This window comes from Shewanella sp. FJAT-51649, assembly GCF_019457435.1.
Lineage (GTDB): Bacteria > Pseudomonadota > Gammaproteobacteria > Enterobacterales > Shewanellaceae > Shewanella > Shewanella mangrovisoli.
The window spans coordinates 2,281,641-2,308,450 of record NZ_CP080411.1; the positions used below are offsets into that span (position 1 = coordinate 2,281,641).

Genomic DNA, 26,810 nt, shown 5'->3' on the forward strand with positions numbered 1-26,810 from the left:
AAGGGATTAATCGGCCGTTATATTGGAGATTTGCGACATCTTGCGTTTTTTATATTGTCCCGGTGTTTGCTGCATCACCCGTAAAAAATGCTGATGTAGATGGGCTTGGTCGTAAAATCCACAATCGAAGGCCACCTGCGCGAGACTAAGCGACGGCGATTGACTCAATAGGTTGCGGGCAATTTTTACTCGATTCAGCTGCAATAACTGCGCGGGCGATAAACCCGTTTCCTGCTTAAATTTGCGTTCAAATTGGCGACGACTCATGGGGAGTTGCCCGTAAAAGGTCTCCAAATTGGCTTGGGTTTGAATGAGTTGAGGCAAGGTTGCGGGGACTAGGCTCATGCGCGTCGATAAGCTTAAGTCAAATTGCTGCGCACGTTGCAATAGCCAGTGTTCCACGAGGGCGATACGCTGGCTTGGCTTGGGCGTATCAACGAGTTGGTATAAGAGCGTTGTTAAACCAACGATGGGCCACTGGGTTACATCGATAACGCTTGCTGTTGTGTCGGTCTGAATGGCGGCAAGCTCAACCCCCAGTAAATGGAAGGCGCCACCGGGCTGAAAACGCACCGTAATTTGCTCGGTACTCGGTGCGAAACTGTGACAATGCCGCTGCTGGCCCGAGTAAAAATACACCGAAGGCGCGTCGCCAATGCCGGGCGATGGCAAATAAAAATGCAGGCTTGTGCCACCATCGGGATAGAAGGTTTGGTCGATTGGCTGCGGTAAATCCGCCGCGACATGCAAATGAAAATAGCGCTGCACCCAAGGGCGCAGTGGGGCAATGGCTTGAAAATGATTAAAGCCTAAGTGGGCAAATTGGGTCTCGAAACGCTTAAAACTGCGCATTTCGAGTTCATCAGCCGTGTATCGCAAGGTCGTCACCATTAAGCATTGGGGGAGTTTAGCTTAAGCTAACTTAATGCAATTTGCATCCGTGTCGAGTGTGACTCAGTAGTGGAGGGCAGTGGTCCTGCTCAAATGAAATCCGCCAACGGTTGTTAGGCGCTGTAACTAAAAGTAAGCAACTCAATAATAAAAAATAGTCACCAAGAAGGGCTTCTTGGTGACTATTGTAATGGTCACTATCGCTTCGATTGTTGTTGCAATAGTCACTGTTGCAAGAGTGACTGTCGCTCGGGACTTTTAGCGTCCATTTAGCGCTTGAGTTTACAGCGCTTTAAAGCGGATCGCTGTGCCGCCACTGCTGGCTAGCTGTAATGTCAAGCTATCTTTGGCGCTAACCATTTTAGTTTCAATCACATAATCATAGGGATTGGTTTTCCAATCGGCTTTTGCGCCATCACGGTAGATCTGTGCTTGATAGCGTTTGTTTGGGTCGAGGAAATCCAGTTTTACCTTGACTTCACGGGCATTTTCATCGGTCAACGCGCCTAAGTACCAATCCTGTTGGTCCTTGGCTTGGCGGGCAAACACCACGTAATCACCCACTTCGCCAGCCAGTGCGATACTTTGATACCAGTCTGTTGGCACATCACGGATAAACTGGAAAGCATCCAAATGTTTCTGGTAATTGCGTGGTAAGTCGGCAGCCATTTGGATTGGGCTATAGAGCACCACATACAGGGCGAGCTGCTTCATCAAGGTGGTTTGCACACGGTTTTCGGCATCTAAGCCTTTCGGGGCTAAGTCAAAAATCCCTGGGGTAAAATCCATTGGGCCTGCCAGCATGCGGGTAAAGGGCAGCATGGCGGTGTGCTCTGGGCTATTTGGTGGACTGCCCCAGGCATTGTATTCCTGTCCACGTGCGCCTTCGCGGGCAAGCCAGTTCGGATAGGTGCGACGAAGCCCAGTATCTTTAATCGGCTCATGGCTGTTGATGCTGATATGGTGCTTGGCGGCTTCGGTCACGCTGTGCAGATATTCGCTAACCATAAACTGACCATCGTGCCATTCGTGACGGGTAATACCGTTCTCATCGATGCGTTTGATTTGTCCACCGTCAGCCACATAACCGGTTTTGACTTGGGTCACGCCATGTTTTTCATACAGGGCGAAGGCATCATCCATTTGATTACGGTAATGGGTGACAGAGCCTGCGGTTTCATGGTGACCAATTAGGCGCACGCCTTTTTTCGCGCCGTAGGCGGTAATGGCCGGTAAATCGAAATCATCATAGGCCTTGGTAAAACTGAATTGATCGCCATTATGGAACCAATCACCATCCCAACCTTGGTTCCAACCCTCAACCAAGACACCATCAAATTGGTACTTGGCGGCGAAATCCATATAGCGCTCTGTTTCGCTGGTGGTTGCGCCGTGTGTTGGGCCCGAGCCCCAAGTGTTTTCATTGAGGTGCATACCCCACCAAATACCGACATATTTGCCCGGTTTAACCCAAGAGACATCCCCCAGTTTATTGGGCTCATTCAGGTTGAGGATTAGGTGCGAATTAAGCAGTCCCGTGGCCTTGTCGGCAATTTGAATGGTGCGCCATGGGGTATAAAAGCCCGCTTGGGTTTTAACGCGAGTGCCATCTGACCAAGGAGTAAGATCGGCCTTGAGCTTGCCATCACGCTGTTGATCGAGGGTCATTGAGGCAAAATCAACTAACGCCGCCTCGTGAATACTCAAATGGGTGCCATCGACCAGTTTAAAGGTAAATGGAGTATGGGCTCGGTCGACCTGATTGAGCGCACTGTTGCGATACAGATATTCGTAGCGGTTCCATCCCCGAGAAGGGATCCACCAAGCTGTGGCCTTATCACTCTGACCAATATTAAATTCGGTGAGTTCATCGGTGATGGCAAGCTGTGTATTCGCAGGCAGGGCGTTTTGGGCGGCTAAGTGATAACGAAAGCCGATGCCATCGTCAAAGGCTTTAAACTCGAGGTTTAAGTCGATTTTACCGTCGGTTAATACCACGCTCAGTTGATTGTGTTGATCCTTTATCCACTCTTGTTCACCCCAAGGTTGCTGCCATTTGTCATCGGCGCTGGCGCTGTGGCTCGATTTGATGCGTAGACCTTGGCCTAATTCCCCCAGTGAGGCAAAGACTAAGCCTAAGCGACTCGGTTCGATAATGGTTTTGCCATGAAAATGGATTTGGTATTCGGGGCGGCCCGTATCATCACTCAGACTCAAGACGATTTGTTTATCGGGGGAGCTTAGGTTGAGGGTCTGCGCTGTGGCACTGGTGCTGAGCAGGCTGCCAATGCTAAGTGCTAGCAAGCTGGGCGTAAATAGGCCGGCGGCCCAATGGCGGCTATTTCGCGTTGGCGAGTTGATGTGGTGTGCATGGGTAAGAGGATTGCTGAACATTCCCTGATCCTTGTTTTTATAGTGAATATGGGTCAATGCATACTAGTGGCGATGGGTTTTTGCTCGCAATGGTTTGCATACGTATTCACCATAGTGAGCGGTTAGGTGGCAGGCGGATAGTAAGGCGTAAAGAGATGGGTTTTAACCGCTGACTCGGGTAGAATGCGCGGCTTTCTTGGCTTTCTTATTGTGTTTAAGGGGCTTTAGCTTAAGCCGATATGGGCAGTGATATAAACGCGTTTGGGAGTGAGCGGTGAAAATCAGTCAGCGATTACAGCAGATCAATCGAATGGTGGGCCCTGGATACGATCATATTTGGGACTGCTGCTGCGATCATGGTTTACTCGGCATGCTGTTACTGCAAAGAAATGCCGCACCTAAGGTGCATTTTGTCGATTGTGTCTCGCCATTGATGCAGCAACTTAGCCTTGAGTTAGCAAGGTTTTTCCCCGAGCCGTCTATCTCAAACACTCAAAACGCTGAGCAACAGGCCAATCCCCAGAGTGAATGGCAAGTGCATTGCCTCGATGTGGCGGCCTTGCCACTGGCGCAATACGGCAAGCAAGCCAAGCACTTAGTGATTATTGCGGGTGTGGGCGGTGAGTTGCTGGTTGAATTGGTGCGCAGTATTGTTATAAACCAGCAAACTCAACATGATACTCAGAGTGGAAATGATTCGGGTAATCATAACCTTAGTCAAGGCCGGGGCCAGCTCGAATTTATTTTGTGTCCCGTGCATCATAATTATCATGTGCGCAGCGCGTTGTCGGAATTGGGCTTAAAACTTAAAGATGAATATTTACTCGAAGAAAACCAACGTTTCTACGAAATACTGCATTTAACTCAGGCCAATGCCTGCTCAAAAACGAATACCAGCTCAAAAACAAATCAAGCTGTGCCCTTAAGTGCGACGGGCTCAATCATGTGGCAAGGGCTAAATGCGGATAAAACCAACCAAGCTAAGCGTTATCTTGATCAAACCATAGGCCATTATCAGCGTATTCCTGAGCATCGCATGCCCAACAAGTCGCAAATTGTGGCGGCCTATCAGCACATTTTGCAGCAACTGAATTGTTAACCTCATAGTCAACATGCGGCCATTGAGCGCTTAGCCTTGGCGTTGACGGTTTTACTCTGTAAATCCATCGAGTTGGTTTATGCTATTAGGCCGTTAATCTTGAGTTTTATTATGCGTTTATTGAAGTCCACCCAAGCCGCCCGTGCCATAGTGCTGTCGGGGGAAGATATTTTGCTGCTCTATACCCAAAAATATCGCGATTACGGTTTGCCTGGTGGTGGGGTAGATAAGGGCGAGAGCCTTGAAGTTGGACTTATCCGCGAATTGCAGGAAGAAACCGGCGCCATTACCGCCAAAGTGTTAGCGCCCTTTGGTCGTTATGAGGAATATCGTTCCTGGTTTCGTGAGGGCGCAAATGTTGTACACATGGACTCTTACTGTTACCTGTGCGAAATCGATATGAGCCTTGGCGAGCGCGGCCTAGGTGAGCCAAGACTCGAAGCCCATGAGATTAAAAATGGGATGCGCCCAGAGTGGATCAATATCCATCAAGCGATTGCCCATAATGAAGAAATTCAGCGAACGTTCGCCAATAAAGGGCAATCCATTGACAGGGAAACCTTTCTGCTCAAACGAATCGTAGAAGAGTTGCTGTAGATAAAGTCAGCTTGATGGGGTTATTGCACAGTGGTTTAAAGCGCCGCCATCAAAAAGCCATCCTGAGGATGGCTTATGAGGATCTCTTGTGAAGGCTGCTTTAGTGCTAGATCACGGTTAAATAAATACAAAAGAAATGGCTCATCGCGCCTGCCAATACAAATAAATGCCAAATCGCGTGATTGTATGGGATGCGTTTACCGACATAGAATACCACCCCTAAGGTGTAAAACAACCCGCCCAATAGTAGAAGCTTAAATCCTAGCGGTGACATCGCCGCCGTCAAATCGCCCATTACAGTTACACACAGCCAACCCATCACTAAATAGAGCACTAGGCTCATTTTTTTAAAGCGATGAATAAACAAGGTCTTAAATAAAATCCCACCAATAGCCAAGGACCAAATTGCCGTAAGGATAATGGTTGAAAGCTGTCCTTGCAGGCTGATTAACATCAGAGGGGTATAGGTGCCTGCAATTAAGCAGTAGATGGCACAATGGTCGGCAATCTTAAGTTTATGTTTCCAGCCTACATGCGTCACGCTGTGATACAGGGTAGAACTTAAAAACAACAGGATAAGGCTTGCACCATAAATAATAACACCTGTGAGCTGAATGCTGGTGAGGTGGTCGGCGCCCTTGAGGATCATAAACACTAAGCCGACCACGCCCGCGATCACCCCTAGGCCATGGCTGATGCTATTGGCTATCTCCTCACTAAGGCTATAGCCACTGATATTCAATGGTTTTTCATGACTCATTTGCGGCTCTATCAAACTCTGGCTTGGCATGCTGTTGATCCACTCGATGGCGATAATGACTGAGTCTATCAGTTGATAAATTGGAAAGCCATAATTAGCTTACACGTGTAAGCTAATTTATTTTAAGGGTAACATCATCAACTGAGACTTAGGCGAGCTCTTATCTAGTTGTACAACATTATGGTGCTGGTTTACGACTGATTAATGTCAACGCCTTGGAACTTTGTGCTGCGCACTTTCTCTAATCTCCCGTAGATGTCATGGATTTGTTAAGTACTTTGTCCATTAAGTACTAAGGGATGGATTTTGCCTGTTCGTTCGAATATAACCCCAGAAGATGATCTTAGTTTTGATGCGTACGGCCGCGTGACAAACGATGAGACCGCACCATTTTCCGCTATACCGTTTTGTGCTACGTCTTTCAGTGCAATAGCTCTGGGCGCTACAGATTTGAACGCTAAGCCCTTTAGCGCTCATGCAGACCCTTTGGGGAGCGATATAAGCCTTAATTTGTATGAGGCTAACCAAAAAGATATCGACAGTATATTCCAAACATCTTCAAATCTTAGCGGGCGAGAGTGGTCGCAGTATTTCAATCTTAAGCCATTGTTTTGGGTCATCTTTGGCCATGGCTTACTGCTGTTGTTATTAATTTTTTTATGGCGAACCCAGTCGGAACACTTAGGGCTGTCGTTTACCGAATCTTCAGCCAACACACGGACTACAACCAAGGCGTTAAAGGCGTATTTTATTTATGCGCCGCCAACGCAAACCGCTCCAGCGGATCCGCCTCAAGATTACTCCGTTGAAGAACCTACCGTTTCTAGTGAGCCGATCACTTCCCCGCCTAACACTACGCAGCTGAAAGTGGATGTTGAACCAGCCGCAAAAGTGCCACCAAAACCCGCGGAAAAGCTTGCGCCAAAAACTACAGAGCAGATTGCAAAACCTCCTGAAGTCAGCGCACAAGCGTCAAATAGAGCAGTTTCAAAGACTTCAACACAGGGCCAAACCCAGCAGAGTGCAAAAGAAGCTATTAAACCTCAAAAGGCAGAAGTCCAATCAAGCTCGGCCCAAGCGGCAAGTACTCAGCAGTCAGATACTGGTGAGCAAAACAGCGGTGCGGCTGGCAGTGTCGGTTTATTTACCCAGCGTTATTTTGAACGTCAGCGTGAGCAAGCCTTAGATGATTTAGTGCTAGAGCAGGCAAATCATTACACTAAACGGTCGACTATGTCTGAAATGAGCCCCGAGATGGAGGTGTTGATTGTGCCCAATGCCGACGATTTTAGCGGCCCCACCAGTTTAGATTTAGAGCTGGATCCCAATCGAATTGTCCGTAAAGGGGATACCTGCTATCGGGTCGTTAAAGTCGGTACCCAAATTAATCCCTATGCTGAGAATTTAGGTTTCCCCTTCGATTGCAGTGGCAAGAAAATGAATCAAGAAATTGATGATGCCATTAAGGCGCAGCTTGATAAAATGATGGTAAAGCGGCCAAAAGGTTAAAAAGTAACGATGATAAATTTTCACTAAAAATGATATTTATTGTGGATTATAGTGTTTATTAAAATTAAATCTGTTTTTATACAATATGTTATTTGTTCTTTATTTTTGATTGGTAATTTGATTTTTATCCTAAAATTACGCTTGTTTGTTCGCAGCGCTTCTGCCTATACTTTTGCCCATCTTGTCGGAGTGCCTCTTGGCTGAGACCGTTTATTCGGGATCCGTTGAACCTGATCAGGTTAAAACCTGCGAAGGAAACAAGCATAATAACATCCATTAAATCGTCTCAGCGGTCACCTTTTGCCCTGTATTAACCCATCGATTTAGTCGTTATTGAGTCCGTAAATCCGCTTAGGGTTTGCAAGGCTCAGCTTCAACACTCAAGTCTCCAGACAAGCAACCCCATTTTTATTTGTTAAAGTGAGATTGCTTATGTCCAGTTTAGAATTGTCCTCAGAATCGATTGCCGTGAACACCCAAGGGCAAACGAGCCGCCGTGCGGCGCGCGCCCAGGCCCAAGCCTTTATCGATACCCTTAAACCATTACAACACCCTAATTCGCAAAAGTTGTATTTGCAGGGGAGTCGTGAGGATCTCCGTGTAGGGATGCGGCAAATTCTGCAAACCGATACGCGGATTGGCGGCACTGCAGCAGAGCCTACAGTTGAGAAAAATCCTCCCATTCCTGTGTACGACTGCGCGGGGCCTTATTCCGATCCAGCTGCGCAAATTAACGTGCGCCAAGGCTTAGCCAAACTCAGATTACCTTGGATTATCGAGCGCCAAGATACCGAAGTGCTTGATTGTGCGACCTCAGATTTCACCCAGCAGCGCCTGAAGGATGATGGGCTTGATCATCTGCGTTTCGAAGCCGGTTCAAGTGCAATTGTTCGTCCCCGCCGTGCCTTACCGGGTAAACGCGTGAGCCAATTACACTATGCCCGCCAAGGGATCATTACCCCCGAAATGGAGTATGTAGCGATTCGGGAAAATATGGCGCTCGCAGAGGTGCAGGATGAAATCTTAAGCCGCCGTGGCCAAGGTGAATCCTTTGGCGCCGTAATCGGTAAACCTATTACCCCTGAATTTGTCCGCGACGAAATTGCCCGTGGACGCGCCATTATTCCGTTAAATATCAATCACCCAGAAGCTGAGCCTATGATTATTGGCCGTAACTTTTTGGTGAAAGTGAATGCCAATATTGGCAACTCTGCGGTTACGTCCTCCATCGAGGAGGAAGTGGAAAAGTTAGTCTGGTCAACCCGTTGGGGCGCGGACACTGTGATGGACTTGTCCACGGGGCGATATATCCATGAAACCCGCGAATGGATTATCCGTAACTCGCCAGTGCCGATTGGCACAGTGCCGATTTATCAGGCACTGGAAAAAGTAAACGGCGTTGCCGAGCACCTGACCTGGGAAGTGTTTCGCGATACCTTGATTGAGCAAGCGGAACAGGGCGTCGATTACTTTACCATCCACGCGGGCGTGTTATTGCGCTATGTGCCCATGACTGCCAAACGGGTGACTGGGATTGTGTCCCGCGGCGGCTCGATTATGGCCAAATGGTGCTTGAGCCATCATCAGGAAAACTTCCTCTATACCCATTTCCGCGAGATTTGCGAGCTGTGCGTTGCCTACGATGTGTCGCTGTCATTAGGTGACGGTATGCGTCCTGGCTCCATTGCCGATGCCAATGATGAGGCGCAGTTTGCTGAGCTCGAAACCTTAGGCGAGCTGGTCAAAATCGCCTGGGAATACGATGTGCAGACCATTATCGAAGGGCCTGGGCATATCCCGATGCAGCTTATCAAGGAGAATATGGATAAGCAGCTTATCCACTGTGCCGAAGCGCCGTTTTATACCTTAGGGCCACAAATTACCGATATTGCACCGGGTTACGATCATTTTACCTCAGGGATCGGCGCGGCGATGATCGCATGGTATGGCTGCGCCATGCTCTGTTATGTGACGCCGAAAGAACACTTAGGTTTACCCAATAAGCAGGACGTCAAACAAGGGCTGATTGCCTACAAGATTGCCGCCCATGCGGCCGATATTGCTAAAGGTCACCCGGGCGCACAGATCCGCGACAATGCGTTATCTAAGGCGCGTTTTGAATTCCGTTGGGAAGACCAATACAACCTGGGACTCGACCCTGATACCGCACGTGCCTACCACGATGAATCCCTGCCACAGGAGTCTGCCAAGGTTGCGCACTTTTGCTCTATGTGTGGCCCGAAGTTCTGCTCGATGAAGATCACCCAAGATGTGCGCGACTATGCGGCAAGTTTAGCGGCGGGTACGTTGTCAGTGGCTTCGTCAAGCCAAAATGTTGAGAGCGCTGAAGCGCTTGCATCGATAAATTCTGCTCCACAAGGGCAATCGAACACAGAAGCAATCCAGCAGATCAGAGTCAAAACCCAAGATGAATTAGCGGCGGCCATGGCGAAAAAATCGGCCGAGTTTGCGGCTTCCGGCGCCAAACTGTATCTGCCGCTGGGCGATGCTAATACAGCCAATACAGCTAATACAACCAATGAATCGGCCAAGCATAAGGACGGGACAGAGCTCAAACCCACAGTACAGGTTGCGGAGGTTTGATAATGAGCCCTGCTAAACATGATAGCCACCTAGCGCCTAAACCTATCGTCTGGACCATTGCGGGTTCGGACAGCGGTGGCGGTGCGGGGATCCAAGCCGACTTAGCCACCATCAAGGATTTGGGCGGCCATGGATGCAGCGTGATCACCACATTAACGGCTCAAAGTTCGGTGGCGGTGGATTTAGTTGAGCCTGTGAGTGATGCAATGCTACTCTCGCAACTTTCGACCCTGTTAGTCGATTTACCGCCTCAAGCGATTAAAATTGGCTTACTCGCGAATCAGCAGCAACTGCATTTAGTTGCCGATTGGTTGGCTGGTTTTAAAATTCAGTTTCCACTCGTCCCCGTTATTCTCGACCCTGTGATGGTCGCAAGCTGTGGGGATGAACTAGGGGATAAGAGCACGGCGAGCCAGCCACTGGATTTTACGCCCTTTAAGGGCTTGATTAGCCTGATAACGCCGAATGTGCAGGAGTTGGCAAGGCTTACTGTCGCCACAGACAAACAAGCGTCAGCAATTCACACAAGAGCCGCGTTCACCGCTGCGGCAATGCAACTCTCTGAACAATTAGACTGCAGCGTATTAGCCAAGGGCGGCGATATTGATTTTGCGGCTCTGGCAAGTGCAGGCATTAATACAAGGGATAGCTTAAGCGATCAGAAAAGCGATATCACAAGTCAGCGCAGTGCCACAAATAATCAGCGTTTGGCGGAGGATCTGCTGATTTGTCATCAGGTTACGAGCTGTTCACCGCTCGACGCGAATGGCAGCTTTTGGCTCAGCAGTGCGCGGATAAACACGCGCCATAACCATGGCAGTGGTTGTACTCTGTCTTCAGCCATCGCCTCGGTGTTAGCCTTTGGCTTTGTGTTGCAGGATGCAGTTGTGGTAGCAAAAGCCTATGTTAATCAAGGTTTAACCCAAGCTCAGGGTATTGGTCAAGGCCCTGGGCCACTTGCGCGTACCGCTTGGCCGCACAGCTTAACGGCGTTTCCTCACGTCACGGCTTATCCTAAAAATAGCTTGAGTGAATCCAGTGATGTGCAATGCGGCGCGTTTAAGCGCCTTGAGCCTGACTTAGGAATCTATCCCGTTGTCGATAACCTACTGTTACTAGAACAGTTACTGGCGGCGGGCGTGAAGACGGTGCAGCTCAGGATAAAGTCGTGTGCGCTAACGACAGAGGCGCTTGAGGCACAAATCCAAACCGCGATTGCCTTAGGTAAACACTATGATGCGCAGCTTTTTATCAATGATCATTGGCAATTAGCGATAAAGCATGGGGCATTTGGGGTACATCTTGGCCAAGAAGATCTGGCGGTGACGGATCTTAACGCCATTCACGCAGCAGGATTGGCTCTTGGCATTTCTAGCCACGGTTATTTCGAGTTGCTGCGTGCCCATCAATATGCGCCATCTTACATCGCCCTTGGGCATATCTTCCCAACGACCACCAAGCAAATGCCATCGGCGCCGCAGGGGTTATGTAAACTCTCTCATTATGTTGAGCTGTTAAATGCGCACTATCCCTTAGTGGCAATTGGCGGCATCGGACCTTCGAATCTTGTCCAAGTCAAAGCGACTGGGGTGAGCAATATTGCCGTGGTGCGGGCGATTACCGAGGCGAATGACCCAATAATGGCCCTTGCCGAATTGACGCGAGCCTGGGAGTCAAGCCTATGATCACGACACAAGAGCAGGCGCAATCCCTTGCCGATAAAGACTTTATTCGTTATTCGCGGCAAATATTTTTACCCGAGGTCGGCGAGGCTGGCCAGTTGCAACTTAAACAGGCTCATGTGCTTATCGTAGGCCTAGGCGGCCTTGGGCAATTGGCGGCGCAGTATTTAGCCTGCGCTGGTGTCGGGCGCTTGACGCTTGTTGACGGCGATAGGGTGGAATTGTCCAATCTACCGCGGCAATTACTCTTTAGTGAAGACGATATTGGTCATCACAAAGCCCTCATTGCTAAACAGAAATTGGCCGTGTTGGCGCAAGGTTGTGAGATTGATGCCTTTGCCGAGCATTTGACTCTTGAGTCTGCGAGCGATGTATTCGCTGGTCTGTTAGCCCATAGCAAAGAAACTAGGTTAGTAATTGATTGTACGGATAATCTTGCGGCGCGCCATTATATCAATCGGCTGTGTATTGAGCATAACTTGCCTTTGGTGAGCGCCTCGATTGCCGCTTTCAACGGCCAATTGTTTGCCGTTGATCAGCAGCGTTTCCCTGCGGGCGGTTGTTATCACTGTATTTTCCCATCGAATACTCGCGCGCCACAAAACTGTAGCAGCCAAGGTGTACTTGGCCCCAGTGTCGGCGTGATGGCATCGATGCAGGCGCTGCTAGCGATGCAATTGTTGCTCTTAGCCATGCCGCCAACTTCTACAACACTGCAAACGGGTGCTCAGTCTTTCGAAGAGACAAGTCAACCAATAGCCTCCACAAGAGAACTACTTGGCCGATTTTGGCGTTTCGATGCCAAGTCACTCCAATGGCATTCGGCCGCCTTAACCCGTGATCCCGAGTGCGAGGTGTGCGGGTTAAAGCCGAATTCATTAAAGTCGAGTGCGTTAATGCCACGCGAACCAAGCAAGAGCGTAGAAAGAGATAACACTAACACCCACCATTCAACTACAGCCGTTTCATTCAAATTCGTCTCTAATCGAGGTTTGTTATGATTTTAATTCATCTCAATAATGTACCCCAGACATTTCAACAACCGCTGAGTTTACAAGCCCTGTTAGAAGCACAAAATATTTGCCAACATTCGGTTGCCTTAGTGCTTAACGAGGCCGTTGTACCCAAACATAGATGGTCATCTATCCTCTGTCACCATGAGGATAAGATTGATGTATTTGCCGTTGTCGCGGGAGGTTAAGATGTTAACGATTGCGGGTGTGGAATTTGAGTCACGATTATTTACCGGCACGGGTAAGTTCTGCTCAAGTCAGCTGATGCTGGAGTCAATTAAGGTGTCTAAATCGCAGTTGGTTACGGTTGCGATGAAAAGAATTGATTTAAAAGCGGGGGCCGATGATTTGCTTACGCCACTTAGGCAAGCGGGCGTGCGGCTCTTACCTAATACCTCGGGTGCGCGTAATGCTAAGGAAGCGATATTCGCCGCTGAACTGGCGCGGGAAATGCTGGGAACACAATGGGTTAAACTTGAAATTCATCCCGATCCTAAATACTTGATGCCCGATGCGGTCGAAACGTTAGCCGCGGCCAAAACCCTCTGTGAACGCGGGTTTATTGTGATGCCCTACGTGCATGCCGATCCTGTGCTGTGTCGACGTTTAGAAGAGGTGGGCTGCGCCGCCGTAATGCCATTGGCAAGCCCCATTGGCACTAATCAGGGGCTGGTGACTGAGCCGTTTATCAAGATGATTATTGAGCAGGCAAAAGTGCCCGTGGTGATTGATGCGGGAATTGGCGCGCCGTCCCATGCGGCCCACGCGATGGAGCTAGGAGCCGATGCCGTGCTGGTTAATACCGCCATCGCGAGCAGTGCCTCTCCCATTGAAATGGCGCAGTGCTTTAAGGATGCAGTGGCTTGCGGACGACGCGCCTTTGAAGCCGGACTTGGCCGAGTGCAGACTCAGGCTGTGCATACCAGTCCACTAACGGGATTCTTGCAGCAATGAGTTTTGTCGACCAATTTGCCCGTATTGAACGGGATAAGTTATTGCTGGCGTTATATTCCTGCACGGCAGTAGAGGTTGAGCGCGCTCTGATGCAACCCGAGGGTAATCTACAGAGTTTACTTGCTTTATTGTCTCCAGCAGCGGAGCCCTATATCGAAGAGATGGCTCAACGTTCGGCGGCGCTCACTCGGCAACGCTTTGGGGCCAATATCGGACTTTATTTGCCGCTCTATCTGTCAAACCTGTGTGCTAACGAGTGTGACTATTGCGGCTTTAGCATGAGCAATAAGCTAAAGCGCAAAGTACTCAATGAGCAGGAAATTGCGGCTGAAATGGCGATTATCAAATCCCGTGGTTTTGACTCCATCTTGCTGGTGTCGGGCGAGCATGAAACCAAAGTGGGGATGGATTACTTTAAGCGTGTGTTACCCATTGTAAAACAGCAGTTTAGTTATTTGGCCATGGAGGTACAGCCGCTTGAGGAGATTGATTATCGTCAACTTGTCGAGCTAGGGCTGGATGCTGTGATGGTGTATCAAGAAACCTATCAAGCGGCGACCTATGCCAAGCATCACACCCGAGGCAATAAACAGGATTTTGCATATCGGCTCGAAACGCCCGACCGCGTTGCCAGCGCGGGTGTCGATAAGATAGGTCTAGGTGTGCTACTGGGTTTAGATGACTGGCGGCTCGATGCCTTGTTGATGGGCCATCATCTGGACTATTTAGAACGGCATTACTGGCGTACTCGTTTTAGTATTTCGTTACCGCGTTTACGGCCCTGCACCGGCGGCATTACACCAAAAGTGCATTTAACTGATCTTGGACTGGTGCAGATGATATGTGCCTTCAGGCTGTTTAATCAGCAACTTGATATCAGTTTATCGACACGCGAGGCGCCATCGCTTCGGGACAATTTACTGCCGCTTGGGATAACACAGATGAGTGCGGGGAGCTCGACGCAACCAGGCGGTTATCAGGCGCCAGAAAGCCAATTAGATCAGTTTGAGATAAGCGATGAACGTACTGTTGAGCAGGTCATGACTCAGATGCGACTCAGGGGATTTAATCCGGTTTTTAAGGATTGGGAATCGGCTTGGATTGCGTGTTAATCGGGGGCTTAAAGTGATTTTAAAATGCCTTTATGGCGGGGGATAAACCTGTACTTTGCCTGAGGTTTGATTAATAATTAACCCAGTTATCATCAGATGCAGGAAAACTCCTATGCAAATCCAATCTGCTTATGCTTCCGGTCTGCAAGGCTTGCAAACAGCTCAATCAGGGTTAACGCAGGCAACGATTGATGTGGCAAAGCCTAGCCCTTCGCAAAGTGCTGCGCCCACAGAAACCGCTAAAGCGGTAGATGAGCCCGATAAAACCTCTGCATTACTGTCGGCAAATGAATCATTGCGACAAGGAGAGGCATCGACTGAGGTGCTTGAACGTGAATCTGAAGCAATAGGTTCGATAATCAACATCAAGGTATAGTTATGTCGGTTATGGCGCTGTCATCACAAATTGGCGCGCCATCCACTTCGTTTTTAGGTGTTGATAAGTCAATTGAGTCACCAAAAGGGGGAAAACCTCAAGGCGGACAGACTTATCAAGGGGGAATTGGTCAGGCGGTCGCAACGCTCTCCGCCTCAACCGTTAACCTGAATACACCAAAATTCGAAGCGAGTGGGGCACTTGCGCCATCATTAAGCAGTCTCGGGGCTGCGATGGACCAAGCTGTGCCCATGAGTACGACAACGCCCGCGTTATCGACAGATGTCAAACCTGCTAGTCCTCCGATTTCATCTAATGTTGATACAGTCTCTGTTCAGAAGGCTTTCACCGCACTCGGTGGAAACGCCACGGCACAGCTGAATTCAAAACAGTTACATTCGAATAAAGCGCCTTTACAAGCACTAAAATTCAATCAGTCACATTCGGCTCCGTTAGATACAAGCCTACTAGCATCAAGTCATACTAGTTTCAGCTTACTTACCGGCCCCCGCTCCATTGGCGGAATGAGGGAGGGACAAATTGCTATCGTAGACACTCAGCCATCAGTGTCAACCTTGGGGGCATCGGACGTCGGTTTTAGCGCCACAAGTGGTGCTGTTACGCCTTTTTCTCCTCCAGCCCCAAGCCTTGCGGCCACCATTGCCACTACCGGTAGCAGTGTTGGCTCCGCGAGTGTGGGGGTAGCCAATATTTTCTCTACATCTACGGCTATCGCTACGAATATTGGCCCAACAGAGTCAAATGGCATATTGCCAAATGCGTCAAGTGCTGTAGTTACTCCTTTTACGACCGAATTTGCTGGTGCCGATGCGATGGGCAAAGCGTCAGATTTCAGCGCTTCAGCTTTTGCCAATTCAAATGCGCTTCCTGATAGCAATCAATCAAGCGGTTTAAGTGAGCAGTTAAGCCTTGTTTTTAATGAACCCTCGGAGGAAATTGGCCAAGTCGGTGCTGGGATAACCCCAAATGCTCAAACGCAACAGCAGCAGACTCAAGCGGAACAAATTCAAGCTCAAAATGCACGAGATGAACAAGCCAAGCAGGCAAGGGCACAGGCGGTACAAGAGCAGGAACAAAAGCAGCAAGCCTTAGCCGAGGTTTTTGCCAAAGCCGACCAAAGTAAACAAGCGCAGCAGGCTCAGGACGAGCAAACTCGTCAGCAAGATTTAGCGAAAGAGCAAGTCAAACAAGCGCAAGAAAAGGCAATTGAGCAGCAAAAAGCCCAACTGGACGCATTAAAATCAAGGGACACAGAAGTCAAAGCCCATGAGCATGCCCATGCGAGTGTGGGCGGTCAATATGCTCAAAGCCCCAGTTTCAAGTATGAAAAAGGTGCCGATGGTCAGCGCTATGCGACTGATGGTGAGGTGCAAATCGATGTGTCGATAGTGCCTGGCGATCCGCTGGCGACCATCAATAAGATGAAGCAAGTCTATGCGGCGGCAATGGCGCCAGTAGATCCCTCTTCGGCCGATATTCGTGTTGCCGCAGAAGCGCTACAGAAAATGAATGATGCCAAGGCTAAACTTGCTGAGGAACGTCAGCAGCAGATTGTTGATCAACCGACAACAGAAACCCTGATTGGTGCCGAGGCTCAGATTGACGGTTTACCACCGCTTAAGGTGCGCCAAATTCAAGTCACGGGCAAGATTGATGCTAATGGCAATATCACTGTGCCCCAAGAGGAACCATCGGCACCTGTGACAGAAGTGATTGATAAGATTAAGCAAGCCATTGCGGCGCAGGTTGCATCGAGTAAAACTTCAGATGCAGCAAGTACCCCTGAAGTTGATACGACAGAGACCATCGAGCCGCCAACGGCGATCTTAGCGATCGGCGCCGTATCAAATAAGGATGAAGCGCCAGAGGTTGCTATGCAGCGGTTGGCGTCGTCTCGTGACAACAAGGGCACATCGAGTCACACATTAAACGGCAGTAATGCGGTGCGTTTCTATGGCTCTGTCGCCGTGGCAACTCTAGCGAGTAAGGGAAACACTGAAGTTAATCAATCAGGTTCGAATGATGTTTCACTTGAGCGGATAAGTGATTCGTCTAGCTACGAGCCAGATAGTGTTATGTCCAATGGATTGGCGCTCGAGTCCTCAAGCGGTCAAAATACACGCGGTCTGTTCAATCCTCAAACCTTAGCACTGCACCGTCCACGCTTCTTAGATGTGAATGTCTAGCCTCTCGTTCTCGAAATGCCCGCAAATCTTAACTAACTAGCGTTTGGCCATTAAGACTAATCACTTAAGCCTGCTTTGTTTGGCAAGTTCAGTCGCCATTAAAGGATAAACCCATAGTGATTCCCTGCTAGCCAAGAGTTGGTTTTGGCGCACACGGTGGAAGAATGTGAGCGTGGTTACTCGCTTGTACTTACACCATGATGCTTAAGGAGATAAGAAGCCAGCAGTTTTGAAGCGGGCCCCTGTTGATCACGATTTGGGATCACAAGGCTTAGCATAATGCGCCGTTTTTGGCTGCCTTGGAGGTGTAAGCGCACCAGTTTGCCTGCGGCTAATTCTTCTTGAATAAGGAAAGATGGGATCCAGCAGAAACCAATACCCTGGTTTAAAATGACTTTCGCCTCATGGAAGTTCGATACAGTCCAGCGCTGCTCGGCCTTTAACCAACCGATATCCACATTGGGTTGCAGGCCCGTGTCTTTGATCACCAGTTGCAGGTGCTGCGCCAGTAGCTTGTCATCGTCTAAGGTACCCATTTCAGCCAAGGGGTGGCTCGGGTGGCAAACCAGATGCAGCTCCTGCTCACACAGAGGCTCGGATAAATAGCCCTTTGGTGGAATTCCGGCGCAAATCGCAATATCGACCTTATTCTGAAGGATTAATTCTTGAGTACCTGTGATGACTGAGTCCAACATTATGATGCGAGTGCCGCGGCTATGGGGCAAAAAGTCACTTAGCGCGCACACTAGACTTTCCATCGGATAGACGATTTCGCGGGCAATGGTGAGTGTAGGCTCCCAACCTTGCTCAAGGTTGCTAGCAAGTTGTTCTAACTCATTGACCGCTTGAGTCACATGGCGTGAGCGGCGCAATAATACTTCGCCCTGTGGTGTCAGGTAAGCTTTGCGGCCTCGAACTTCGAGTAGCTCTATGCCGAGCTGATGCTGTAACTTAGCCACCGCATGATTGAGTGAGGATTGGCTCTTGTTGAGCTTTTCTGCCGCCTGCGCGTAGCCGCCATAATCGACGACAGCCTGTAAAATACGCCATTGCTCAAGGGTAGATTTCGCGCGAGTCATGGTTGTCCTCATGTCGAAAACGACAGGTTTCTAAAAAAGCGATAGATTGAGGCTTATAGTGGCGAGCTATGATCGTTTTTTCAATACTATTATCGTGTTAATTGAAAAAGAGGTTATCGCGTCGCAATGCTGTGGCGTGACAACCTCTGATCAGTAAGCTTTATGGGTGATGGATTAATCGATAACCTTAGGTGTCACGCCCATAGGTAAATACTTTTTCGTCGCGTTAAGTTCGTTAAGATAAGGCCCGGGATAGAGGGTTTCTGGCCAATTAAGCAACATAATCGCGAGCACATTGCGATGCTCGCCAAGGGCTAAGTCAGGATTGCCCTTGGGTGAGGGGATAATTTGGCTATCGGCATCAAACGAGTTGGCAATATAAGCCCGAGTTTGAGCCACGACAGGATGGTCAGTTTTGCCTGCTAGCAGAAAACTAATGCCGACTTCGGCAATAATATCATCGGTCGCATCCTGTAAAATCCGCTCAATGTTGGCGTCAAAGTAATCCAAAATCCATGCAAATTCAGTGGCATCCACCCGATGCTGATAATATTCACTCGCGGCAAAGATAAAATGCGTCATGCCGTAGAGCTTATTGCGAAACTGTGCTTTGCTGAGTGTGGCATCCTGCGCGTCGGGGTAAACCCGAGTAAACGCCGTTTTATAATCCTCTAGATAATCTCCTACACCCAATTGTTTGGCCCAATACACATAGTTAATTAGCTGCGCCGCCCAAGCTTTAATCATCGCGGGATCGGTCAAACCTTGACGTAAGTCGGCCTTTTTGAGGGCTTGGATCATTTGATTATGGCAAGGACCTGTAAAGCCTAACTCATCGATTCGACTGGCGAATCGCAGTAGTACATCGGAGTAAAATAAAAACTCAGGAAAAGGTGCGAGGGCTTTTTTACGGGCCTTGGCTCTGGGACCATTACCCAGTTCTGCGATGGCGTTCTCTGAAGCTTGACGTACAAACTCAGGGTTATCCACTTGGCAGGCATAAAATGCTTGGGCTTCGGTTACCGCATAAAGATCGACTAACGCGGCGTTGGCATATTGCTCATCGCCCGTCAGGCGATAGAGGCGGATCCCATAATGGCCCTGCACCCGAGGCGGGAGTGTATAGAGATGAGTTTCAAGGTTGTGTTGAATAAGCTGCGCAACGTCGCTTTGGCTTAATTCGGTTTTATCCGCGGCGTTTGGCTCGAGAACGTTTTGTGAGTTCTCAAGCCCAGCGTGACTTGGGGGCGTGCTTTGCGAATTGGCGAAAGCACTCTGTGCTGTAAATAAGGCTAAACCGCTAAAGAGTGCAATGGATAGCGTGAGTTTGTGTTTCGGATGTGGTGTGTGGGTGATTTTCAGATCCTGAGACATGGATAATCCTTTGGATAAGCGCAGCGGCATCTACGGGGTCGCCAAGTATGGCGCGCAGTTGATCGCTCAAGGTGAGTGCGGTCTCATTGACCACGAGGAGATTAAAAAGCCCAAGTTTATCTTGGCAGTCTTGGGTGGATTGATGGACAAGCGTTGCGAGCTTGGCTTGCCACAGGGATTGATAATAGCGTGGGCCTTCGCTGGCGATTGCATTAAAACTATATGGGTAATCAATCACTTGCGCCCAGTTCGCCCCAAAGCTTTTGCTAAATTCAGCAGGTAAATCCGGATAGCTCTGCTGGTTTAAGGACTGGTAAAAGTTAAGTGCCACCTTAGCGCGAAAGACTTTAAGCTGAGTCGCATAGGCGCTTGCGAGCGTTTCCCTCGGTTGAATATATTGGGTATCAAATTGGGGAAATAGCGTTTGGCGTAACACCTTAGCGAGCCAAAGACTCGGTAATTGATTGGTATCGAGCGTCGGGCCTAAGGTGTTGTTAAGGTAAAAATGACTGCCACGCGCCAGCGAGGTCATCGCATCGGCGAGAGCTTGGGTAAAGCGTTCGATATCTTTGAAATTATTGAGTGTCGCGGGCAGCTCGAGCGCCTGTTGACCAAATTGCTGCCCAATCACACTTTGCCTGAGGGTGTGTTGACTGGCATTCCTAGGCTTATTCACTGCATCCTGAGCACCAATGGCCAGATACACTTCTCCTAATAATCTATCTGTATGGTAAACACGGAGGATCTGTTGCTGCGCTTGTGCTGGTGCCGTTTGAGAAAGTGCCGTTTGAGAAAGTGTCGTTTGAGTGGCTGTCGAATCGAGATGCTCACCAATCACCTCAAAACGTAAACCAAACTCGCCTAAGGTCGTTAAGGCCTTGTCGAGTAGCTCACGGGTATTTAGAGCGGTGGTTTCCGTACTGGGTAATTGCGATAAGGTTCGGCCAAGATCCCAAGGGGCAACTTGAATCGCTTCGGTTTGGCTGTCGAGAAACGCTTTAACTAACTCAGGGGTATTGAGTAGCTGATCCTTGAGGCTGTAACTGGCGTAATCGCTAAAACCTGCGTCATTGGCAATTCGTTGACGCAGCTCAGCAATGCGGTGTAAGGCGACTTGATTATGCTCCCTAGCTCGACCTTGATAGGCTTGCCACAGGGTTTGTCGACATTCGGCATCGGGTTGTTTTAACAGGTAACTCGCGATAGTCCCTGAGAAAGTGCCTGAATTTGCCGTTTCTTCCTCGTTATTGGCAGTATTAACCTCAGCTCCTTCATCCGTGATCTGGCATTTATCTGCTTGAATATCCAGTTGAAACTGCTGATTGCCTAAGCCTTGACGAATGCTGGCCTGCGCTGTGTGCAACTTGGCTTTATCCATAATGGATAAATGTTGGCGCAGTAAAGCCGTTAATTGCTCACCGAGCAACACCTGTTCCTGATTTGCTGCAGCATGATTTTCTAAAGCTGCTTGCGTCAGCTCAAACGCCAGTTGGCTAAATTCAGCTTGGTTTAGTAAGTCGCTCAGAGTGTCGGCCAAGCGCAACTGACACTGCAGTAAACCTTGGCGCTCATCCCCCGACAGCGGCAAACCTCGGTAGTAGGTGAGTCTGTCGTTGACATTATTCAGTCCAATGGTTTGCTGCTCTAACACTAGGGCTTTATCCGCCAGTGTTAAGCTTTGGAGCTGGTGGGTACTGGCGTAACTGGCGAAGGCGCCAGCCAAATCGATATTGGGTTGGCGCAAACACTGCTCGACCAGCAGCGGCACGGGACTTGGCGCAGCATGGGCTGCACCGAGGGAGGATAAACACCAGCCAAACAGGCTAGCCGTTAAAATGGATTTTTGCATAGGCTACACGTTCTGCAACTGTCATTGAATGGGATGACATGGCTTCGACATGCTTAAGTCTAGGCAAAATGCCTTTTCCATTTGCAATCTGGATCGCCAGTCCCGGGCGTGCATTGAGTTCCAATAACAGCGGGCCTTTAGTCTGATCAAGCACCATATCCGTGCCCAAGTAACCCATCTCACACATTTCAAAGGCGCTTGATGCGGTATGCAGCAAGCTGTCCCAGTGGGGGACGACGATATCGGTGAGCTTTTTGCCTGTATCTGGATGAAACTCAATTGGAGCATCAAATTGCACAGCATGTAACCCTTTTCCCGTGGCAATGTCAACGCCCACACCCACGGCGCCTTGGTGCAAATTGGCCTTGCCATCGGAGGCGGCGGTGGAGAGCCTGAGCATCCCCATCACCGGAAAACCTTTAAAGACAATCAAGCGGATATCGGGCACGCCTTCATGGCTGTAACCGTCAAACACGGGATCGAATTCAATCAGTCCCTCGACAATCGCCACATCGGGTTTGCCCCCAAGGGAGAATAAACCGCTGAGGATATTGGACACGTGTCTATCCAATTCCGATGGGCTGACCTCGTGTCCGCTGGGTTTATAGTAACGCCCCTGTTCGATATGGGTGATCACTAAAATCCCTTTACCACCAGAGCCCTTGGCGGGTTTGATCACAAACCCCGAGCGGCCTTTAACGCGCTCGGGAATATGCGCGATTTCGTGCTGCTCGCGCACAACGGCGATTAAATCGGGCACGGCAATATCATTGGCAAGTGCTAATTGTTTCGTCAGCAGCTTATCATCCACTCGTTTATAAAATTTACGCGGATTATAGCGACCAATGTAATCAATATTGCGTTTATTCATATTGAGCACGCCGCGCGCGCGAAGCTCCCATGGCCAAGCAATATTCATTAGGCATCTCCCGCAAGTGGTTTAAAGCGTTTGAGTTCCAGCAGGCGATAACCTGTGTATTGGCCCATTAATAGTACTAAGGCCAAGATCACTAAGTGGATCCCAAGGAAGTTAAACACCCAGTGTTGTACCCAACTAGCGCTCATGGCTAAGTAGGCGAGGGTGGCGACCATTAGGCTGCCACCGCCTTGCACTATCACTTCTTTCGGGCCTTCTTCCTCCCAGAGGATAGACATACGTTCGATGGTCCACGCCAAAATAATCATCGGGAAGAAGGTAATCGTCAGTCCTTCGCTTAAACCGAATTTATAAGACAGCAAGGTAAAGACGCCGATAATGCCGATCACGACGATGATCACCGCCGATATTCGCGAGATCAGCAACAGATTTAATTGGGACAAATAGGAGCGGATCATTAGGCCGCAGGCCACGATCAGCAAAAAGCCGACTAAGCCCGTGACTAAACTGGTCTGAATAAAGGCGAGGGCGATAAGGACAGGCATAAAGGTGCCCGAGGTCTTGACCCCAATGATCACCCGTAAAAACACCACCATCAGTACCCCGATAGGGATCAATAAAATGCCCTTGAATAGACTCTGCTCCTCTAGCGGTAATTGGTAGAGTGAGAAATCCAAAGCATTGTTATTCATCATCATATCGATGGAGGTCGCCAATGCCGAGCGGGTGTCTTGCAACATCGAGAAATGCACCTGCGAGTTCACTCCGCCCATCACATCGAGCACGGAATGGCCCGAGCGTTCCCACAGCAGTAAGTTCTCTGGACGACCTTGCTTGCCTTTAACCAAATCATATAAGACCCACTCGCCGTTATGGAACACTTCCACAAAGGGCGAAAGGGATTGACGGCGACGTTGGTCTTCAAGGTAGAGCCCGCTGACTTCACGGGCCGGAATGCCCTTAGTTTGCAGCATATGCAAAAACACTTGCGTCGCGGTTTGGCTCGACAGCAATAGCTCCATATTCTGGCTGCGCTTAGTTGCAGTGATTGCATTCATCAATTGCTGGGCGAAGGATAAATTCGATGCGCTGCGCGCCCAAGTTTCGCTAATCACTTGCTCTGCAGCGGTCTTCTCGGTCGCGGGCCAGAGGTAAGGCTCTGGTTGACTTGGAATATCGTCGCTGTGGATTTGGGTCACGCCCGTCGGCACTAGGGTCACTTTATAGTAGAGATCTTGGCTGCCATAGGCCTCGCGAATTGACCAAATTGCACGGCGCGCGTCCTTAGCATCACTCACCGATAACCCAAAGCCAGGGGAGCTGGCGTTCTCGACCAAGACTTCATAGGCGGGATCCTGTGGTAAGGAGAAGGACACTTCGGCCGCATCGCCAGTGCCATCGAAACTGATTTTGGCGTCTACCGCCCAGCTTTGCACTTGCTCACCGGGTAGAAAAGGCACCTGATGCTTAACGCCGCGATAGATGCTGGCGCTTAGACCGACAATAAAAAGTAATGCCACCAAAATGTAAAAAGGTTTACGTGAATGCATACGTGTTTCCCATGTTGCGCCAATGGCCGAAAAGCGTGGGATTTCCCAGGGCATTGACGGTTCGAACTCGACGTCACGCGTTAGATTGTCGCGTGGCGGATATTAGCTATATCAGGCTGCGTCAGAGTGAGCGGCGATGTTACAAGCTGACAGACCAATAAGCGCAAGCGGCTCTATGCTTAGCTTGTGAACGGCTTTAGACCAAGCGGTTATTTTTTGCCGCTGGAGACGATAGCTGACTCTGCTTTAGGTTGCTCAGGATCGGGTTGTTTGGGTTTGGGCTGTTTTGCTTTACCGTGCACATAGCGCTGGCCGACATCGACAACGGCGATATCTTTGATAAATTTACGGCCGAGCAATAAGGGATAGTCGAGGTGACTACGGTCGGTGAGATTAAGATCTGTCTCTGCGGAATATTGGCCAATCTTAAGGTGCGCGTGGATCACGGGGCGGCGATCGTCCTTCTCATTGGCGTCCTGCTTGATGCGTACAAAACGCACGACCTTAGATTCGAAATTTGTCGCAGGCTGTTTTTCCCCTTGGGTAAACACATCGAAGCGTACCCATTGGGCGCCATCGCGCTCAAACAGGGTGATATTACGGGCATCGATGGAGGAAGATTCTGCGCCGGTATCAATGCGAGTGGCAAAACTGGCATTGAGTTCATCGATAAACACATTTTCGATTTCACCGAGTAAAAACTTGTCCCCAAGGGCGGATTTAGGGCATTGGCTCGGTGCTGGCGTCACCACAGCGGCTTGCTTTTGCGCGCTGAGGTTTTTCGCTGCTTGATTTAAATGATTGATTTGCTGACTTAACTGCTCGACTTGGCTGTTGAGGGTCGCAAGCGAGGTTAAATCCGCCGGTTGGCATTGCTGATTAATCGCAGCGACTAACTGATCTTGCTGCTGATTAAGACGGGTATTAAAGGTATCAGTATCGAGTGGTTTGGGGGCGTGGGCGGTCGGTTCTGTCGCTGCGCATCCCATTAAGCTGCTGGCAACGGCGATAGCGATCAACTGCTTTAGCATAGTACTTCCTATTGGCGTTAAAACGGATTTTATGCCTAGGGTTTACCTAGGCATAAGCGTATTAGGCCACTGGAGTTAACTCGTTAGGTCAAATCTTGATTGGGTTGATTTTTCACCGCAATAATCGTTGCGCGTTTCGGCGCGGGGTAACCCTCGATAGTCTTAGTGATATCGTTAGGGTCAAGATATTCAACCAGTGACTCATTCGGCATCCAATCGGTTCGGCGCTGTTCGGCTAATGCGGTGACATCGGTGTCGACACAACGTATGTCTGTGAAATCACACTTCTTTAGCCAGAGCATCAGGGCCGCGACGGATGGAATAAACCATACATTATTCATTTTCCCATATCTATCTTGAGGGACGAGTACGGCGTTTTCATCACCATCTATTACCAAAGTCTCTAACACTAATTCCCCACCCATACGTAACTGATCACGTAATTGTAACAAGTGATCAATAGGCGAACGTCTGTGATACAAGACGCCCATGGAGAAAACCGTATCGAATGCATCCAGCGGTGGCAGCTCTTCAATGCCCAGCGGCAATAAGTGTACGGGATGATTTTCACCGCTTAGGCGCTTAACCGCTTCAAATTGGCATAAAAATAATGGCGAAGGGTCGATGCCCACCACGCGTTTGGCGCCCGCGCCAAGCATGCGCCACATGTGATAGCCGCTGCCACAGCCGACATCGAGCACAGTGCGGTTTTGCAAAGGAGAAATATGTGGGCTCACGCGATCCCACTTCCAATCGCTGCGCCATTCGGTATCGATATGAATGCCGTGAATATGGAAAGGCCCTTTGCGCCAAGGCATAAACAGGCGCAGTAGGTTCTCAAGTTTTTCCTTTTCGCCGGGCGTTAGTTGCTCGCCTGTGCCGACGGTGACACTGCTGACAAAGTCCACTTGGTCTGGGGCGGGATAGTGCAGCTTATTGAGCACTTTTTCCCACTTGGGTAAGTTGCCGTGTTTATGTTCTCTCTGCCATTTGCCGAGAATGGCTGGCAAAGTCTCGAGCCAATGCTGCAAATTGGAATCGGCAATTTGTTGGTAAAAGGAGCTGAAACTGATCACTTGATGGCCACCATGGAAGAGAAGTTAAAACATTGGAACCACAAGCTAAAGTGGCTAAACCCTTGGCGAGTCAAACGTTGCTGGTGGAGAGTTAAGGTATCGGGCTTCATCACGTTTTCAAGCGCGCTGCGCTTTTGACTGATTTCGAGCTCGCTGTAGCCATTGGCGCGTTTAAAGTCTAAGTGCAGCTCTTCGAGCACACTTTGAATCGGCGCATCATCGAAGCGAATTTTTTCCGACAGCACTAACAGACCGCCGGGATTCAAGCCGTGATAAATTTTTGCGATCAGCGCTTCTCTGTCCTCTGGCGGTAAAAATTGCAGGGTAAAGTTAAGCACGACTAAAGAGGCGTTTTCGATGTGAATATCGCGAATATCGCCGCAGATCAGCTCAACCTCGGTATCACTCACATAGGCATTGAGGTTTTCTTGGCAGCGCGTCACCATGGATTCGCTATTGTCCACGGCGATAATGCGGCAATCGCGGCCCTGGATTTGACGGCGAATGCTTAAGGTAGCAGCGCCTAAAGAGCAACCTAAATCATATACTTGGGTATTAGGCTTGACGAAACGATCCGCAAAATCGCCAATAGTATTGATAATTTGCGTATAGCCAGGCACCGAGCGGCGGATCATGTCACTGAAGACACCCGCGACACGGTTATCAAACTGGAAATCGCTAATGTGTTCGCTCGCTTGAGCGTAGATAGTATCTTGGGAAGCGTTCATCTGGGAATATCTCGAAAATTCAGCCATGCATTTTAACGAATCCCGTCGACTAGCAGCAAGTCTCGGCTA

The 26,810-nt window shown here is 49.4% G+C and carries 22 protein-coding genes and 1 riboswitch; of the genes, 11 read left to right on the plus strand and 11 right to left on the minus strand.

What is annotated here, in order from left to right; all coding sequences use genetic code 11:
* Positions 1-6: 6 nt before the first annotated feature.
* Both K0H59_RS10220 and K0H59_RS10225 read right to left on the minus strand, forming a co-directional pair.
* Complete coding sequence (locus tag K0H59_RS10220; protein ID WP_220055453.1) at positions 7-891, minus strand: AraC family transcriptional regulator; 885 nt, start codon at positions 889-891, stop codon at positions 7-9.
* Positions 892-1,173: 282 nt separating this feature from the next.
* Positions 1,174-3,285: a glycoside hydrolase family 97 protein gene (locus K0H59_RS10225; protein ID WP_220055454.1), complete on the minus strand. Its 2,112-nt coding sequence runs from the start codon at positions 3,283-3,285 to the stop codon at positions 1,174-1,176.
* A 253-nt stretch (positions 3,286-3,538) separates the two neighbouring features.
* On the opposite strand from K0H59_RS10225, the gene K0H59_RS10230 reads away from it, so the two are divergent.
* Together K0H59_RS10230 and K0H59_RS10235 are read left to right on the plus strand one after the other, a co-directional pair.
* Positions 3,539-4,363, plus strand: a complete 825-nt coding sequence (locus K0H59_RS10230; RefSeq protein ID WP_220055455.1) for a tRNA (adenine(22)-N(1))-methyltransferase TrmK — start codon at positions 3,539-3,541, stop codon at positions 4,361-4,363.
* Positions 4,364-4,474: 111 nt separating this feature from the next.
* Positions 4,475-4,960 (plus strand): NUDIX hydrolase, encoded by a 486-nt coding sequence (locus K0H59_RS10235; RefSeq protein WP_258405908.1) that lies wholly within the window; start codon positions 4,475-4,477, stop codon positions 4,958-4,960.
* A gap of 106 nt (positions 4,961-5,066) precedes the next feature.
* Here the strand turns inward: K0H59_RS10235 and K0H59_RS10240 are convergent, their stop codons facing one another.
* Entirely contained in the window at positions 5,067-5,750 is a 684-nt protein-coding gene (locus tag K0H59_RS10240; RefSeq protein WP_011716932.1) for a hemolysin III family protein, read from the minus strand.
* 276 nt (positions 5,751-6,026) lie between these two features.
* Here K0H59_RS10240 and K0H59_RS10245 point away from each other — a divergent pair, with 276 nt between their 5' ends.
* The 9 genes from K0H59_RS10245 to K0H59_RS10285 all read left to right on the plus strand — a co-directional run bounded on the left by K0H59_RS10245 (position 6,027) and on the right by K0H59_RS10285 (position 17,177).
* Positions 6,027-7,229, plus strand: a complete 1,203-nt coding sequence (locus K0H59_RS10245; protein WP_220055456.1) for a hypothetical protein — start codon at positions 6,027-6,029, stop codon at positions 7,227-7,229.
* 175 nt (positions 7,230-7,404) lie between these two features.
* Positions 7,405-7,503, plus strand: a riboswitch (TPP riboswitch).
* 158 nt (positions 7,504-7,661) lie between these two features.
* Positions 7,662-9,833, plus strand: coding sequence for a phosphomethylpyrimidine synthase ThiC (gene thiC / locus K0H59_RS10250; RefSeq protein WP_220055457.1), 2,172 nt, complete (start codon positions 7,662-7,664; stop codon positions 9,831-9,833).
* 2 nt (positions 9,834-9,835) lie between these two features.
* Positions 9,836-11,518 carry a thiamine phosphate synthase gene (gene thiE / locus K0H59_RS10255; protein ID WP_220055458.1) on the plus strand — a complete coding sequence of 561 codons (1,683 nt, stop codon included), beginning with the start codon at positions 9,836-9,838 and terminating at the stop codon, positions 11,516-11,518.
* Complete coding sequence (locus tag K0H59_RS10260) at positions 11,515-12,516, plus strand: HesA/MoeB/ThiF family protein (protein ID WP_220055459.1); 1,002 nt, start codon at positions 11,515-11,517, stop codon at positions 12,514-12,516. The genes thiE and K0H59_RS10260 overlap by 4 nt, the downstream gene beginning before the upstream one ends.
* Positions 12,513-12,716: a sulfur carrier protein ThiS gene (gene thiS, locus K0H59_RS10265; RefSeq protein ID WP_220055460.1), complete on the plus strand. Its 204-nt coding sequence runs from the start codon at positions 12,513-12,515 to the stop codon at positions 12,714-12,716. Before K0H59_RS10260 ends, thiS begins: the two co-directional genes overlap by 4 nt.
* A 1-nt stretch (position 12,717) precedes the next feature.
* Positions 12,718-13,482, plus strand: coding sequence for a thiazole synthase (locus K0H59_RS10270; protein ID WP_220055461.1), 765 nt, complete (start codon positions 12,718-12,720; stop codon positions 13,480-13,482).
* Positions 13,479-14,594 carry a 2-iminoacetate synthase ThiH gene (gene thiH / locus K0H59_RS10275; protein ID WP_220055462.1) on the plus strand — a complete coding sequence of 372 codons (1,116 nt, stop codon included), beginning with the start codon at positions 13,479-13,481 and terminating at the stop codon, positions 14,592-14,594. Before K0H59_RS10270 ends, thiH begins: the two co-directional genes overlap by 4 nt.
* Positions 14,595-14,706: 112 nt before the next feature.
* A complete protein-coding gene (locus tag K0H59_RS10280) occupies positions 14,707-14,970 on the plus strand; it encodes a hypothetical protein (RefSeq protein WP_011716940.1) in 264 nt (87 codons plus the stop codon).
* Between the two features lie 2 nt (positions 14,971-14,972).
* Positions 14,973-17,177, plus strand: a complete 2,205-nt coding sequence (locus tag K0H59_RS10285) for a putative metalloprotease CJM1_0395 family protein (protein WP_220055463.1) — start codon at positions 14,973-14,975, stop codon at positions 17,175-17,177.
* Positions 17,178-17,353: 176 nt separating this feature from the next.
* Here K0H59_RS10285 and K0H59_RS10290 read toward each other — a convergent pair whose 3' ends face one another.
* The 8 genes from K0H59_RS10290 to cmoA form a co-directional block, all read right to left on the minus strand.
* Positions 17,354-18,256 (minus strand): LysR family transcriptional regulator, encoded by a 903-nt coding sequence (locus K0H59_RS10290; protein ID WP_011622660.1) that lies wholly within the window; start codon positions 18,254-18,256, stop codon positions 17,354-17,356.
* Positions 18,257-18,430: 174 nt separating this feature from the next.
* Positions 18,431-19,630, minus strand: a complete 1,200-nt coding sequence (locus K0H59_RS10295; RefSeq protein WP_220055464.1) for a DUF3541 domain-containing protein — start codon at positions 19,628-19,630, stop codon at positions 18,431-18,433.
* On the minus strand, positions 19,557-21,479 hold the full coding sequence (locus K0H59_RS10300) for a M3 family metallopeptidase (RefSeq protein WP_220055465.1): 1,923 nt from the start codon (positions 21,477-21,479) through the stop codon (positions 19,557-19,559). Before K0H59_RS10300 ends, K0H59_RS10295 begins: the two co-directional genes overlap by 74 nt.
* A complete protein-coding gene (locus K0H59_RS10305) occupies positions 21,454-22,398 on the minus strand; it encodes an alpha-L-glutamate ligase-like protein (protein ID WP_220055466.1) in 945 nt (314 codons plus the stop codon). The genes K0H59_RS10300 and K0H59_RS10305 overlap by 26 nt, the downstream gene beginning before the upstream one ends.
* Positions 22,398-23,906, minus strand: a complete 1,509-nt coding sequence (locus tag K0H59_RS10310; RefSeq protein ID WP_220055467.1) for a UUP1 family membrane protein — start codon at positions 23,904-23,906, stop codon at positions 22,398-22,400. The genes K0H59_RS10305 and K0H59_RS10310 overlap by 1 nt, the downstream gene beginning before the upstream one ends.
* Before the next feature lie 209 nt (positions 23,907-24,115).
* The gene (locus K0H59_RS10315) at positions 24,116-24,937 is read right to left on the minus strand and encodes an ATP-dependent zinc protease (RefSeq protein ID WP_220055468.1); all 822 of its coding nucleotides are present in this window, start codon (positions 24,935-24,937) and stop codon (positions 24,116-24,118) included.
* 83 nt (positions 24,938-25,020) lie between these two features.
* Positions 25,021-26,013: a tRNA 5-methoxyuridine(34)/uridine 5-oxyacetic acid(34) synthase CmoB gene (gene cmoB, locus K0H59_RS10320; protein WP_088211180.1), complete on the minus strand. Its 993-nt coding sequence runs from the start codon at positions 26,011-26,013 to the stop codon at positions 25,021-25,023.
* A complete protein-coding gene (gene cmoA, locus K0H59_RS10325) occupies positions 26,010-26,741 on the minus strand; it encodes a carboxy-S-adenosyl-L-methionine synthase CmoA (protein WP_011622667.1) in 732 nt (243 codons plus the stop codon). The genes cmoB and cmoA overlap by 4 nt, the downstream gene beginning before the upstream one ends.
* Between the last annotated feature and the right edge of the window lie 69 nt (positions 26,742-26,810).